Origin of the sequence: Jatrophihabitans sp. (genome assembly GCF_051960575.1) — a bacterium.
Classification (GTDB): domain Bacteria; phylum Actinomycetota; class Actinomycetes; order Mycobacteriales; family Jatrophihabitantaceae; genus JBQCEE01.
In genome coordinates this window covers 1-13,063 of record NZ_JBQCEE010000393.1, presented here as the reverse complement: position 1 = coordinate 13,063, position 13,063 = coordinate 1, and the positions used below count along the sequence as shown (strand labels likewise).

The following is a 13,063-nucleotide window of genomic DNA, read 5'->3' as shown; positions in this document are numbered from 1 at the left end:
CTCACGCGCCCGGCCCCGGATGCGACGAATGTGGAGCCCGTACCGACCGACGGAGGGACGAGACCGATGGGGTCCATCGCCGAACTGCTCGACCTGACCGGCCGCGTCGCCGTCGTCACCGGCGGGGGGATGGGCATCGGCGAGGGCATCGCCCGCCGTCTCGCCGAGGCCGGCGCGACCGTGGTCGTCGCGGACATCGACTTCCCCGCCGCGGGCCGCGTCGCGGCCGAGCTGGTCGCCGCCGGGGGCCGCGCCACCGCGGCCAAGGTGGACGTCGCGTCGGAGTGGGAGATCCGCCAGCTGCTCGGTGAGGTCGATGCCGAGCACGGGCGGCTCGACATCCTCGTCAACAACGCCGGCATCTACCCGAACGTGCCGATCGCCGACCTGACCGAGGAGACCTTCGACCGGGTGATGCGCGTGAACCTGCGCAGCGTCTTCCTGTTCACCAAGTTCGCCGCGGAGCTCATGCGGATGACCGGTGGCGGCCGCATCGTCAACATCACCTCGATCGACGCGCTGCACCCCTCGATGGTCGGGCTGGCGCACTACGACGCGTCCAAGCACGGCGTGTGGGGGTTCACCAAGAACGCCGCGCTCGAGTTCGCGAAGGACGGCATCACGGTGAACGCCGTCGCCCCGGGCGGCATCACCACCCCGGGCACCGGCGCCGGGTCGGTCGACCCGGCCGTGCTCGAGGCCTTCACCGCACGCATCCCGCTCGGCCGGTTCGGCACACCTGACGAGATCGGCACCGTGGTGCTGTTCCTCGTCAGCGACATGGCCGCGTACATGACCGGCGCGCAGGTCGTCGTCGACGGCGGCGTCCTGCTCGCCTGACCGGCCGCACCACCACGACGGATCGAGGAGAGACCATGACAGCGACCCACGTGCTGGTCGGCGTCGGCGGCGGGCCCGAGGGCCGGCGGGCGCTGGACTGGGCGGCGCGCGAGGCGTCGTCGCGGCACTGCGACCTGCGCCTGCTGCGCGCCTACCACTGGGACTCGCAGCTGCTGCCCTGGGAGACCCCGGGCGACCGGACGATCGGCGCCGCGTTCCGGCACGCCGCCGAGACGCACCTGCGGGACGCGATCGCCCATGTGCGATCGACCTTCCCGGACGTCCCGGTGATCGGCACGACGGTCGACGACCTGGCCTGGACGGTGTTGAACGAGTGGTCGGGGCGCGCCGTGCTCACCGTCGTCGGCGCCCGGCACCACACCGCACTGGGCTCGGCGCTGGCCGGCTCGACGAGCACCTTCGTCGCCGCCGGTGCCCAGGGGCCGGTGGTCGTCGTGCGCGGCACCGTGCCCGGACCCGACGCAATCGACGAGGGGCCGGCACCCGCCGTCGTCGTCGGGCTCGACGGATCGCCGGTCGACCACGACACGCTGGCGTTCGCCTTCGAGGTCGCCGACCGGCGGCACCGCCCGGTGCACGCCGTCTACTGCGCCCGGCCACGGCTCGGCCACGAGCTCGACGGTGCGGCCGGGCAGCGCTGGGTCGCCGAGCAGGTGGCCGGCTGGCGGGAGAAGTACCCGGACGTCGAGGTCGTCGAGGAGGTCGTCGGCGACCACCCGGTCGCCGGCCTCTGCGCGGTCGCCCACCGCCAGGAGCTGCTGGTCGTGGGCGCGCGCATCCGGCACGCCCGCGTGGGCATCTGGCTGGGCTCGACCAGCCAGGGGGTGCTGCACCATGCACCCTGCCCGGTCGCCGTCGTCCACCAGCACCCGTCCGAGGTGACGTCGTGAGCACCGTCGTCGTCGGCATCGACGGCTCGGAGGTCGCGACCGAGGCGCTGCGCTTCGCGGCACGCGAGGCGCAGTGGCGCGGCGCGCGGCTGCTCGTCGTGCACGCCGACGAGGACACGGAGCGGCACGCGCGTGGCGGGACCCAGGTGCAGGACTTCGCGGCGATCGTCCGTGAGGAGGCGATCACGCTGCTCGCCGACATCGCCCCCGACCTCGACAGCGAGGTGCGCGGCCAGGCCGGCGACCCCGCCCAGCTGCTGATCTACTACAGCGACGGCGCCGACCTGCTCGTCGTCGGCACGCACCGCATGGGCCGCCTGCGCGGCTGGGTGCTCGGCTCGGTGAGCCAGCAGGTGGCGGCGCACGCGCGGTGCCCGGTCGCCACGGTCAGCGGCCCCGTCGAGCATGCCGACGGCGCGGTCGTCGTCGGCGTGTCCGCCGAGGAGGGCGGTCTCGCCGCGCTGCGGTTCGCGTGCGAGGAGGCGCGGCGACGCGGTGTGCCGGTGCACGCGATCCGGGCGATCGCCATGCAGGACTGGACCGCCCTGGGCTACGGCTACCCGGTGGCGGTCGACGCCGACGTGCTCGAGAGCACCGCACGGGCGCACCTGAGCCGCGCGCTCGAGGTCGCCCACACGGAGTTCCCGGACGTCGTGATCGACGGCGAGCTGAGCCGGGCCGACGTCTTCGTCGCGCTGCACCGCGCCGCGACGACGGCGCCGCTGGTCGTCATCGGCTCGCGACGGCCCGAGGACGCCGTGCTGCCGCACCTGGGACCGGTGGCGGCGTGGTTGCTGCACCAGGCGCCGTGCCCCCTCGTCGTGGTGCCGTTCCCACAGAAGGCACAGGAGGCAGAAGTGCCCGTCGCGGCTGCTGAGACGTCCGCCGCGACGACGTGAGCGATCCGGGCGTCCCAGGGCCGATCCACCCGGACGCCGTGCCGCTGGACGATCTGCTCACGCGACTCAACACCCGTGCAGACGGGCTCGCGTCCAGGGAGGCGGCCCGTCGCCTCGCGGTGCACGGACCCAACACCCTGCCGCGCCCGAAGCGTCCGAGTGTCGTGCGCGCGGTGGTCGCACAGCTGGCGCATCCGTTGGCGCTGCTGCTCTGGGTCGCCGCGGGCCTCGCGCTGCTGACCGACAGCAGGCAGCTGGCGATCGTCATCGTCGCCGTCATCCTGATCAACGCGGGCGTCGCGCTCGCGCAGGAGCACCAGGCCACCCGCGCCATCGACGCGTTGCAGCAGTTCCTGCCGGCCGTCGCGCGGGTGCTGCGCGACGGGGTCGGCGCGACGGTGCCTGCGGCGTCGATCGTCCCCGGCGACGTGCTCGTGCTCGGCGAGGGCGACCGCGTCTGCGCCGACGCGCGGGTGCTCACCGGCGAGGTGCAGATCGACCTGTCGACGCTGACCGGCGAGGCCGCACCGGTGACGCGGACGCCGGCACGGGGGACGCCGGCCGAGCGGCTCGTCGACGCCGAGGACGCCGTCTTCTCCGGCAGTGCGTGCACGGCGGGCGAGGCACACGCCGTCGTGTTCGCGACCGGCCGGCACACGGAACTCGGCCGCATCGCCGTGCTGTCGCAGCACGGCGGCGGCGACGAGAGCCCGCTCGAGCGCCAGGTGCGGCGGGCAGCCTGGGTGATCGCCGCCTGTGCCGTCGGGCTCGGCCTGGGGTTCCTGCCCCTGGGCCTGCTGGCGGGTCTGTCGCTCGCCGACGCGGCGGTCTTCGCCGTCGGACTGCTCGTCGCGAACGTCCCCGAGGGCCTGCTGCCGACGATCACCCTCGCGCTCGCCGCCGGCGTGCGCTCGCTCGCCGGCTCGGGCGCCCTGGTGAAGCGGCTCTCGGCCGTCGAGACGCTCGGCTCGACGACGGTCGTCTGCACCGACAAGACCGGCACGCTGACCGAGAACCGCATGACGGTGCAGTCGCTGTGGGTTGCCGGCCGCTAAGTGGACGCGCCGAGTCCGTCGCTGCCGGCCCTGCGGGTCATGGCCGATTGCAACGACCCGGACGCCACGGTCGACCCGATGGAGGCGGCGCTGCGCCGGTGCGCGAGCGGGCACGGTGCCGAGGCCGCGACGCCGATCCGGGTGTTCCCCTTCGACTCGCGGCGCAAGCGGATGAGCGTGGTGGTCGAGCACGACGGCGTCGCCGCCGTCGAGGTGAAGGGCGCGCCGGAGGCCGTGCTGCCCTGCTGCGGCGGGTGGGACGGCCCGACCGGTCGGCAGCCGCTGGACGCGTCCGCAGCCGCGCAGGTGAGCGGCGCGGTCGAGGCGTTGGCGGCGCGCGGGCTGCGTGTGCTGGCGTTGGCGTCACGGCCGGCGGCGACACCGCCCGACGACGCGACGTCGGCGGAGGACGGGTTGTGCCTGCACGGCCTCGTCGCGCTGATCGACCCGCTGCGGCCGGAGGTGCCCGCGGCCGTGCGCGAGTGCCATGCCGCCGGCATCACGGTGCACGTGATCACCGGCGACCACGGGCGCACGGCGGCCGAGATCGCGCGGCAGGCCGGCATCTCGGCCGAACGGATCGTCGCCGGCGCGACGATCGACTCGATGGGTGACGCCGAGCTCGACGCCCTGCTCGCCGAGCCCGGCGAGATCGTCTTCAGCCGCAGCACGCCGGAAGGGAAGCTGCGCATCGCCGAGGCGTTGCGCCACCGCGGCGAGATCGTCGCGATGACCGGCGACGGGGTGAACGACGCACCGGCGCTGCACCACGCCGACCTCGGCATCGCGATGGGCCGCTCGGGCACCGACGTCGCGCGCGAGGCCGCCACCATGGTGCTGACCGACGACAACTTCGCGACCATCGTCACGGCGGTGCGCGAGGGGCGCCGGGCGTACGAGAACCTGCGGAAGTTCGTGCTCTACATCTTCGCCCACGCCGTGCCGGAGGTCGTGCCGTTCATGGTCTTCGCCCTGAGCGCAGGGGCGGTGCCGCTGCCGCTCACGGTGCTGCAGATCCTGGCGATCGACCTCGGCACCGAGACGCTGCCGGCCCTCGCCCTCGGCCGCGAGCGGGCCGAACCGGACGTCATGCGGCGCCGGCCCCGTCCGCGCCGGGAGCACCTCATCACGCCGCGGCTGCTGGCCAGGGCGTGGCTGTTGATGGGCACCGTCTCGGCGGCGCTGACGATGTCGCTGTTCCTCGCGGTGCTCGTCGCAGGTGGCTGGCACCCCGGCGCCGCCATGGGTGCGGGCAGCACGCTGCACCACGTCTGGCGCCAGGCGACGACGACCACCTTCGCCGCGATCGTCGCCTGCCAGGTCGGCACGGCGTTCGCGGCGCGCACCGAGCGGGCGTCGCTGCGCAGCATCGGCGTGGTGAGCAACCGGTTGCTGCTGCTCGGCATCGGCTTCGAGCTGCTCTTCGCGGCCGTCGTCGTCTGGCTGCCGCCGGCGCAACGGCTCGTCGGCACGGCGTCGCCGCCCTCGTGGGCGGTCGCGGCGCTGCTGCCGCTGCCCGTCATCGTCTGGGGCGTCGACGAGCTGCAACGCGCGGCCCGGCGGCGACACGACGTCCCGACCTCGACAGTGCGCGAGCGTGACCGGCACGGTCGGATGGTCCCTGCCCGGTGACCCGGTGACGTCGTCTGATGGGGCCATGACCAAGACGCGATCGACCCCCACCCCCGCCGTCGTGCACGAGGCCGCGATGTCGGCCACCAGGCACGTCGGGCCGACCGCCGACCGCTGGTCGACGGCGCTCGAGCGCTACGTCCAGTTCATGTCGCGGCCCGATCGTGAGCCGCCGGGTGAGCCGGCACCGCTGCGGCGCGACGTCGCCGCGCGCACCGTCAAGGACGTGCTGCACACCTCCGGTCCACGTGCCGTCCGCGGCACCTCGTTCCACGACCTCGCGCGCGCCCTGCAGGACGCGCCGAGCAGTGCGGTGCCGGTCGTCGACGACGACGACCGGGTGATCGGCGTGGTCTCGACCGCCGACCTGCTCTCGCACGTCACGCGTGACGCGGTGCCGCCCAAGGCCGGCCCGGGGCGACACGGCCACGCCGAGCGGCGGCGCAAGCAGCAGGCGGTGACCGCGGGCGACCTGATGACCTCGCCGGCGATCACCGTGCCGGCGCACACGACCATCGCCGAGGCGGCCCGGGTCGCCGGCCGCCACCGTGTGCGCAGCCTGCCCGTCGTCGACGAGGCCGACCGGCTGCTCGGCATGGTGTCGCGCGCCGACATGGTGCGGCTGTTCCTGCGCGACGACGACGCCCTGCGCGCCGACATCGTGCGCCACGTCGTGCGGGTGCACGACGAGCCGGGCCACCGCGGGGTCGACGTCGCCGTGCTCGAGGGCGTCGTCACCCTCAGCGGGTCGGTGCGCAACGCGATGACGGCGGCCCGGCTCGGGTACCGGGCGGGGCAGGTGCCGGGCGTGGTCGCCGTGCACAACGAACTGGTCTTCGCCGTCGACGACAGCGGCCTGTTCAGCTCGGGCGGCCCGATCTTCTCGCGCTGACGCCGGTGCCCGGGCGACGCCGTCGCCCGGGCACCTGCACGCTCCGTCAGCTCTGGTGGGGGGCGAGGGCGAGCAGGTCGTCGAACGCGTCCTGCACGCACTGCACCAGCAGGTCGGGGTCGGCGACCGCACCCGTGTCGATGGTGAGGCCGAGGTCGGCACTGCCGTCGTAGCTCATCATCGTGCAGTTCAGCGCCGCGCCGATCGTGGGCCCGAAGCCGTAGTAGCCGGTCACCCGGGCACCGGCGAGGTAGACGGTGCACGGCAGGCCCGGCACGTCACTGGCGAGCAGGTCCACCTTCTTCAGCATGCCGCCGATGTAGCCACGCGGCAGCAGGGTCAGCCCGGTCGCGATCGCCTCGGTGTGCGCGAGGGCCGGTTCGCGGCGCCAGCGCCCCATCACCCGTGCCATCGCGCGCACGCGCTCGTGCGGCTCGAGGTCGCCGACCGGCACCCGGATGCGCACCAGGGTGATGCGGTTGCCGCCGAGCCCGTCGCGCTCGCCGCGCTGGCTGATCGGCACGGTGATGCGCAGGTGCGACGGCAGCGTGCCGAGCGCGGCGTGGTAGCGCCCGACGCCGTCGGTCAGCGCGGCCAGATAGGCGTCGTTCACGTGGCAGCCGGTCGCGCGCGCCACGGCGTGCAGCGGCTCGAACGGGATCTGGAGGGTCGCCAGCCGCCGCGCGGCGTGGCGGGTGCCGAAGACCGTCGAGTCGGCCCGAAGGATCGGCCGCACCATGCGGCCGACCGAGATCGCGTCGCGCGCGCCGCCGACGGCCACGCGGAAGGGATGCCGTCCGGCCCGCCAGGCCTCGCCCGGCAACCGCCGCAGCGCCGACAGCGTGAGCCGGGCGGCGTCGGTGCCGACCTGCTCGACGCCGTGGGTGGCCAGGATGAGGGGCGTCGACGGTGTCCCCGACGGTTCCGGCCCGAGGTCGACCGGTGCCAGTTCGCCCGAGTCGAGGTCGATGACGTGCCGCGCGAGCTCCATGCCGCCGATGCCGTCGGTGAGTGAGTGGTGGATCTTCGTGACGAACGCGGCGCCGCCGTCGGGCAGGCCGTCGAGCAGCGTGAACTCCCACAGCGGGCGGGTGCGGTCGAAGTCGTCCATGGCGGCGGTGCGGGCGAACTCGAGCACGGTGCCCCAGTCGCTGCCGGCGGGCAGGGCGAGCCGCCGCAGGTGGAAGTCGAGGTCGAACTCGGCGGCGTCCCACCGCGGCGGGGCCAATCGTGTGCCCGGCTCGGCGACCCGCATGCGCAGCCGCGGCACGAGCCGGGTGAGCCGGTCGATGCGTGGGCGCAGCACCTCCCACGACGGTGCGGTCGCGAGTCGCATCACCGCGACGATCGTCGAGCGCAGCACTGGGTCGTGCTCCATCCGCCAGGCGAACGCGTCGTTCGGCCTGAGCGGTTCGTCGTGCAGTGTCGTCACCGGTCGTCCCCTCGTCGTGCCCACCCCCGGGCGCCACGCTGCCGCGCGCCGCCCGTCCGGGGCAGGGCCGGTCGGCAGGGGCGGCGTCCGTCAGCTCGGGCCGTGGTGGGTGCATTGGTCCCTGCGCACGGTCCGGCGCCGGGGCGAGGCTGGCGCTGCCGGCACGGACGCGCCCGAGGAGGCAGCATGTTGATCGTCTACGAGTCGATGTACGGCAACACCCGCCGCATCGCCGAGGCCGTCGCCGACGAGCTGCACGGCCGTGCCGTGCCCGTGACGTCCGACGAGGCAGCGGTCGGTGACGGCGAGCCGGTCGTGCTCGGGGCGCCGACCCACGTGTGGCACCTCAGCAGCGCCCGCACCCGTCGCGCCGCGGCCGACGGTGCGGCGAAGGCCGGCAGCGGACTGGTGCTCGAGCCGGACGCGGACGGTCGCGGCATGCGCGACTGGCTGCAGTCGCTGACCACCCGACCGCACATCCTCGCCGCGTTCGACACCCGCTTCCGGGGCCCACGCTGGGCCACGGGCAGCGCGGCCAGACAGCTCGCGCGGCTCTGCGCCCGACGGCACGGGGCGTTCGTGGTGCCACCCGAGAGCTTCCTCGTCGAGAAGACCAACGTGCTGGTCGCCGGCGAGGAACTGCGCGCCCGTGCCTGGGCCGACCGGGTCGCGGCCGCGGCCGGGCTCGCCGCCGGCACCTGACGAGCGGCCTCCTCGTGATGACCACGGCGTTCGCGGCGTCGTCGTCCGGGCGGGCCGCGCCCCCGGCCGAGCCGCAGCCGGCGCCGACCGAGCTCGCCGCCGCGGTCATCGTGCGCTTCCCGGACGTGATGTCCATGGCCGAGCAGGCCGCGCTGGTCGCCGATCTCGACGCCCTGCGGCAGTACGGCGTGCACATCGCGGTCGTCGCCGACCGCCGGCTGCCCGCGTCGGCACGGCGCAGCCGCACGACCCGCGACGGCGTCGGCGGCTGGCATCTGGGTGAACCCGGCGCGGCGTCGGTGCAGCGCCTCGTCCGCCGCTGGTGGCAGGTCGGCGTGGGCGAGTCGCTCGTCCTCGCGATCAACATCGAGCCTGCGGAGATCGCGCAGGCCACCCACGTCCGCGCCACGACCGCCGCCGCGCTGGCCGCGATCGTCCGCGGCCAGCAGCTGCTGCGCGAGACGCGGCCGGTGCCGCCGGTCGAGCTCTCGCCCGGCTGGACGATCGTCGAGGAGGCCGACGACCGCCTGCGGCAGCGCGTCTTCGAGAGCCTGTTCACCGTCCAGTCGGGCGGCGTCGCGACGCGCGGCACCCGCGAGGAGGACCGCGAGGGCAGCCGCCCGGCGGTGCTGGTCAATGCGGCGTGGACGGGCGAGGGTGCCGACGAGGAACTGCTCGCCTGCCCGCTGTGGACGCGACTGGACGTGCAGCCGCCCCCGGCGGCGGATCGCCGTGTGCTCGACCTCCGCACGGGTGTCCTGCTGCGCACGGAGACCGGCGTGCGTGCACCGCTGCGCAGCATGCGGTTCGCCAGCGTGCAGCGTCCGGGGGTCGTGACGATGCGGGTCGAGGCCGCCACCGGCCGCGTGCGTCCCGGGCCGCCGCTGCGTCCCGCTGCGACGGCCGGGTCCGGCACCGCCGCGGCGCCCGACACCGAGGACGACATCCGCACCGCGACCGCCGTGGTCGACCACCGCGGCGGCGCCGTCCAGGCCTCGGCGGTGCAGCAGCTCACCGTCGCCGACGGACGGCAGGTGGTCGAGCGCACCGCGGCGTACCAGTCGGTCGCGTCCGCCACCACCACGGCGGGCGTCGAACGGATGGCCCGCGCGTCCGCCCGGGTCGGCTTCGACCGGCTGCTGTCCGAGCAGCGCTCGGCCTGGGCGGCGCGCTGGCGCATCACCGACGTGGCAGTGCCCGACGACCCGGACGCCGAGCTCGCGATCCGCTTCGCACTGTTCCAGCTCTGGTCGCACGTCGCCGACCTGCCCGAACTCGCCGTCGGCGCACGGGGGCTCACCGGCCAGGGCTACCGCGGGCACGTGTTCTGGGACGCCGACGTCCATGTGCTGCCGGCGCTGACGACGATCCACCCTGCCGCCGCCCGCGCGATGCTCGCCTACCGGGTGCGGCGGCTCGACGAGGCACGGCGGTGCGCCCGTGCCCTCGGCCGCGAGGGGGCGCGGTTCCCGTGGGAGTCGGCCTGGTCGGGTGCCGACGTGACGCCGTCGGCCGTGTCGTGCGCGGGCTTGGAGACACCGGTGCGCACGGGGATCCGCGAGGAGCACATCACCGCCGACGTCGCGTGGGCGGCCTGGCACTGGGCGCAGTGGACCGGGTCCTCGCTCGCCGACGACCCGGCACTGCGCCGCGTCGTCATCGAGACCGCCCGCTACTGGGCAGGGCGCTGTCGCACGGACGCCTCGGGACGCGCCCACATCGACCACGTCATGGGCCCGGACGAGTACCACGACGACGTCGACGACAACGCCTTCACCAACGGCATGGCACGGTGGAACCTCGAGGCCGGTGCGGCGCTCGTGCCGCAGGCCGACACTGCGCGGCAGTGGCGCGCGCTCGCCGCATCGCTCGTCGACGGCCACGACCCGGTGACCGGCCGGCACGAGCAGTTCCGCGGCTACGACCGGCTGCGTGACCTGCGCGCCGCCGACATCGGCCGCGCACCGGTCGCCGCCGACCTGCTGCTCGGGCGTGACGTCGTCGCCCGGTCGCAGCTGGTCAAGCAACCGGACGTGCTGATGCTGCACCACCTGCTGCCGGACACGCAGCCGGCCGGGTCGCTGACGGCCGACCTCGACCACTACGTGCCGCGGACGACGCACGGCTCGTCGCTGTCGATGCCGGTCGTCGCCTGCCTGCTCGCGCGGGCCGGTCGGCCGGACGACGCGTTGCAGCTGCTGCGCCCCGCCCTGCGCATCGACCTGGACGATGCCAGTGGCGCGACGGCGTCGGGGCTGCACCTCGCGACCATCGGCGGGGTCTGGCAGGCGGTGGTCCGCGGCTTCGCAGGCGTGCGTGTGCGCGACGGGATGCTCGTCGTCGATCCCTCGCTGCCGCAGGCGTGGCCCACGCTGCGGGTGGGCTTCCGGGCGCTCGGTGCCCATGTGCGGTTGCTGGTCGAGGGCGGGTCGGTGCAGGTGCGGACCGACCGCCCACTGACCGTCCAGATCGGCTCGGCCGAGCCGCAGCCGATCGAGGGTCACGTGCTCGACGACGCGGGGGAGCGGGACGATGCCTGACGTGGTGACCGTCGCCCTGGGCGGCGACCGCGAGCAACGGGCCGTGGCACGGGCCGCCGGTCTCCTCGCCACGGCCTACGGCGCGGAGGTGACCGCCGCCCGGCCGGCGGACGACCGACTGCTGCGCTGGGCGCTCGACCCGGCGAACCGTGACGGCGTCATGGCGCTGGCCGTCCCCGACGACGACAGCCGGTCGGCGGCCTGGCAGCTCGCCACCGCGGTACCGACGCCGCTATTGCTCGTGCCGTCGCAGGCGGTCGTCCCCCCACGGTTGCGCCGCGTGCTGCTGCCCCTCGACGGCACCGTCGAGGCGTCCGACGCGGTGGCCCCGATCGGCGCCCGGCTGCAGGGCCACGGGGTCGGCCTCGTCGTCCTGCACGTCTTCGACGCGGACACGGTGCCGGCCCACTGGGACCAGTCGGTGCACGCCGCCCGGGACTTCGCCGAGGAGTTCCGGCTGCGCAGCAGGCTCGACGCCGACGCCCGGCTGGAGATCCGTTCCGGCGTCGCGAGCGCCGACGTGCTGGCTGTCGCGCGGGAGGCGGGATGCGACCTCGTCGTATTGGCATGGTGCCAATCTCTTGACGATGGTCGCGCGGCGACGACCCGGGCGATCGTCTCGGCGTCACACCTCCCGGTGCTGCTCGTGGCCCGCCGCCGGGCCACGGCGGACGTGGAGGCGGTCGCGCAGGTCGACGACCCGTCCCGGCTGGTCCTGGGCCGTTGACATGCCGAACGACCCCTTTGCACCACCCGTGGCGCGGGCAGCATCTGCGTCACCGGGTGCACCCGGTCAGGGACCCGGACGCGCACCGGTTGCTGGTCTTCGGGGGGAGACGGGCAGGGCAGCGGGCGCGGGGGAGTGCCGCGTCCGGGTCCCGACCGACACGAACGACACCATGACCGTCGAGGACGAGGTCACCGTCGAGGGGCACGACCGGCTCGGGCGTTCCGTGCAGATGCGCTTGATCGGCCCGCCGGACGCCGCGGCGTTGCACGAGCTGTACACCAGCGCCTCGACCCGGAGCATCCAGCGCCGCTTCTTCACGGCGAGCCGGCAGGCCGCCTTCGACTACGCCGTCCGTGAGGCCCAGTCGGCGACCGACGCCCACCGGTGCTTCGGCGCCTTCTGGGCCGGCGAGCTGATCGGCGTGGTCGACTGGGAGCGCACCTCGGAGGTCGCCGCCGAGGTCGGGCTGCTCGTGCTCGACCCGCAACAGCACATCGGCGTCGGCACCCTGCTGCTGCGCCGCGCGCTGACGAGCGCGTTCCGCGCCGGCATCCGCACCGTCGTCGCCGAGGTGCTGCCCTACAACGCCGAGATGATCGACGTGCTCGAACACCTCGGCCTGCCCTGGCGACGACGGCGTGATGCCGACTGTCTGGAGATCGAGTTGACCCTCGGCGGGCAGCCCTGACCGGACAGGCAGGAGTACGTCCGTTCGGCCCTGCGACCGACCACGCACGCGTCCGACGCTGGGGTCGAACCCGGACGAGGGACCGGGACGCGAAGGACGCGCAGGGACGCGTCGGAGAGGAACGATCATGAGCATCATGCGTCGCGAGTCGCGCACCGCATGGCCGACCACCGAGTTCGCCTGGCCCGAGGAGCGGATCGACCGCGTGTTCCGGGACATGTTCCGCGACGTTTTCGCGGCGCGGACGATGGCCGACCGGTACGAGGCGATCATGCACCCCGTGCAGGTCGAGGAGTACCTCGAGGGCGACACCTGCGTCATCCGGGCCGAGCTGCCCGGCATCGACCCCGACAAGGACGTCGAGGTCACCATCCAGGACGGCGTCCTGCACCTGATGGCCGAGCGCAACGAGCGTGCCGAGGACAAGCGGCCGGACGGCTACCGCACGGAGTTCCGCTACGGCAGCTTCCGGCGCAGCATCCCGCTGCCCGACGGCGCGAGCGAGAAGGACATCAAGGCCACCTACGCCGACGGCATCCTCGAGGTGCGCCTGCCGGTGGTGCAGCCCGTCGCGGCGACGCAGCCGATCACCGTCCCGGTCAACCGCGGCTGATCGGCAGGTGCGTCATCGCCGGGCGCGCGGGGGCGCCCGGCCCGGCCCCCCCCGGGGCGGGGCGGCGCGGCGTCCCGCGCGGCCGCGGGGGGGGGGGGGCCGGCCGCCCGCACGGGTGCGGGGGCGTGC

The 13,063-nt window shown here is 74.7% G+C and carries 12 protein-coding genes; 11 read left to right on the top strand and 1 reads right to left on the bottom strand.

The annotated features are described in order from the left end of the window. The first annotated feature begins 66 nt into the window (after positions 1-66). The 6 genes from ACTHMS_RS22045 to ACTHMS_RS22020 are packed head-to-tail and all read left to right on the top strand — an operon-like array spanning position 67 to position 6,229. Entirely contained in the window at positions 67-840 is a 774-nt protein-coding gene (locus tag ACTHMS_RS22045; RefSeq protein ID WP_440308807.1) for an SDR family NAD(P)-dependent oxidoreductase, read from the top strand. A gap of 35 nt (positions 841-875) precedes the next feature. Next, positions 876-1,751, top strand: a complete 876-nt coding sequence (locus ACTHMS_RS22040; protein ID WP_440308806.1) for a universal stress protein — start codon at positions 876-878, stop codon at positions 1,749-1,751. Further along, entirely contained in the window at positions 1,748-2,650 is a 903-nt protein-coding gene (locus ACTHMS_RS22035; RefSeq protein WP_440308805.1) for a universal stress protein, read from the top strand. Before ACTHMS_RS22040 ends, ACTHMS_RS22035 begins: the two co-directional genes overlap by 4 nt. After that, the gene (locus tag ACTHMS_RS22030; RefSeq protein WP_440308804.1) at positions 2,647-3,705 is read left to right on the top strand and encodes an HAD-IC family P-type ATPase; all 1,059 of its coding nucleotides are present in this window, start codon (positions 2,647-2,649) and stop codon (positions 3,703-3,705) included. Before ACTHMS_RS22035 ends, ACTHMS_RS22030 begins: the two co-directional genes overlap by 4 nt. A 39-nt stretch (positions 3,706-3,744) precedes the next feature. Beyond that, complete coding sequence (locus ACTHMS_RS22025) at positions 3,745-5,337, top strand: cation-translocating P-type ATPase (protein ID WP_440308803.1); 1,593 nt, start codon at positions 3,745-3,747, stop codon at positions 5,335-5,337. 25 nt (positions 5,338-5,362) lie between these two features. After that, positions 5,363-6,229 (top strand): CBS domain-containing protein, encoded by an 867-nt coding sequence (locus ACTHMS_RS22020; protein WP_440308802.1) that lies wholly within the window; start codon positions 5,363-5,365, stop codon positions 6,227-6,229. Between the two features lie 46 nt (positions 6,230-6,275). On the opposite strand, the gene ACTHMS_RS22015 is transcribed toward ACTHMS_RS22020, so the two are convergent. Then, positions 6,276-7,661: a wax ester/triacylglycerol synthase domain-containing protein gene (locus tag ACTHMS_RS22015; RefSeq protein ID WP_440308801.1), complete on the bottom strand. Its 1,386-nt coding sequence runs from the start codon at positions 7,659-7,661 to the stop codon at positions 6,276-6,278. Between the two features lie 186 nt (positions 7,662-7,847). Here ACTHMS_RS22015 and ACTHMS_RS22010 point away from each other — a divergent pair, with 186 nt between their 5' ends. From ACTHMS_RS22010 to ACTHMS_RS21990, 5 genes are all read left to right on the top strand, one after another. After that, positions 7,848-8,363 carry a flavodoxin domain-containing protein gene (locus ACTHMS_RS22010; protein ID WP_440308800.1) on the top strand — a complete coding sequence of 172 codons (516 nt, stop codon included), beginning with the start codon at positions 7,848-7,850 and terminating at the stop codon, positions 8,361-8,363. Positions 8,364-8,380: 17 nt separating this feature from the next. Then, positions 8,381-10,903, top strand: coding sequence for a glycosyl hydrolase family 65 protein (locus tag ACTHMS_RS22005; protein ID WP_440308799.1), 2,523 nt, complete (start codon positions 8,381-8,383; stop codon positions 10,901-10,903). Beyond that, complete coding sequence (locus tag ACTHMS_RS22000; RefSeq protein WP_440308798.1) at positions 10,896-11,630, top strand: universal stress protein; 735 nt, start codon at positions 10,896-10,898, stop codon at positions 11,628-11,630. The genes ACTHMS_RS22005 and ACTHMS_RS22000 overlap by 8 nt, the downstream gene beginning before the upstream one ends. A gap of 172 nt (positions 11,631-11,802) precedes the next feature. Beyond that, on the top strand, positions 11,803-12,321 hold the full coding sequence (locus ACTHMS_RS21995) for an N-acetyltransferase family protein (protein ID WP_440308797.1): 519 nt from the start codon (positions 11,803-11,805) through the stop codon (positions 12,319-12,321). A 127-nt stretch (positions 12,322-12,448) separates the two neighbouring features. Next, a complete protein-coding gene (locus ACTHMS_RS21990; protein WP_440308796.1) occupies positions 12,449-12,934 on the top strand; it encodes an Hsp20/alpha crystallin family protein in 486 nt (161 codons plus the stop codon). The last annotated feature ends 129 nt before the right edge of the window (positions 12,935-13,063 follow it).

What these genes read in the sequence shown, in the direction of transcription:
- ACTHMS_RS22045 (WP_440308807.1), top strand. Translation starts at nt 67, where the DNA reads ATGGGGTCCATCGCCGAACTGCTCGACCTGACCGGCCGCGTCGCCGTC.
- ACTHMS_RS22040 (WP_440308806.1), top strand. Translation starts at nt 876, where the DNA reads ATGACAGCGACCCACGTGCTGGTCGGCGTCGGCGGCGGGCCCGAGGGC.
- ACTHMS_RS22025 (WP_440308803.1), top strand. Translation starts at nt 3,745, where the DNA reads ATGGCCGATTGCAACGACCCGGACGCCACGGTCGACCCGATGGAGGCG.
- ACTHMS_RS22020 (WP_440308802.1), top strand. Translation starts at nt 5,363, where the DNA reads ATGACCAAGACGCGATCGACCCCCACCCCCGCCGTCGTGCACGAGGCC.
- ACTHMS_RS22010 (WP_440308800.1), top strand. Translation starts at nt 7,848, where the DNA reads ATGTTGATCGTCTACGAGTCGATGTACGGCAACACCCGCCGCATCGCC.
- ACTHMS_RS22005 (WP_440308799.1), top strand. Translation starts at nt 8,381, where the DNA reads ATGACCACGGCGTTCGCGGCGTCGTCGTCCGGGCGGGCCGCGCCCCCG.
- ACTHMS_RS22000 (WP_440308798.1), top strand. Translation starts at nt 10,896, where the DNA reads ATGCCTGACGTGGTGACCGTCGCCCTGGGCGGCGACCGCGAGCAACGG.
- ACTHMS_RS21995 (WP_440308797.1), top strand. Translation starts at nt 11,803, where the DNA reads ATGACCGTCGAGGACGAGGTCACCGTCGAGGGGCACGACCGGCTCGGG.
- ACTHMS_RS21990 (WP_440308796.1), top strand. Translation starts at nt 12,449, where the DNA reads ATGAGCATCATGCGTCGCGAGTCGCGCACCGCATGGCCGACCACCGAG.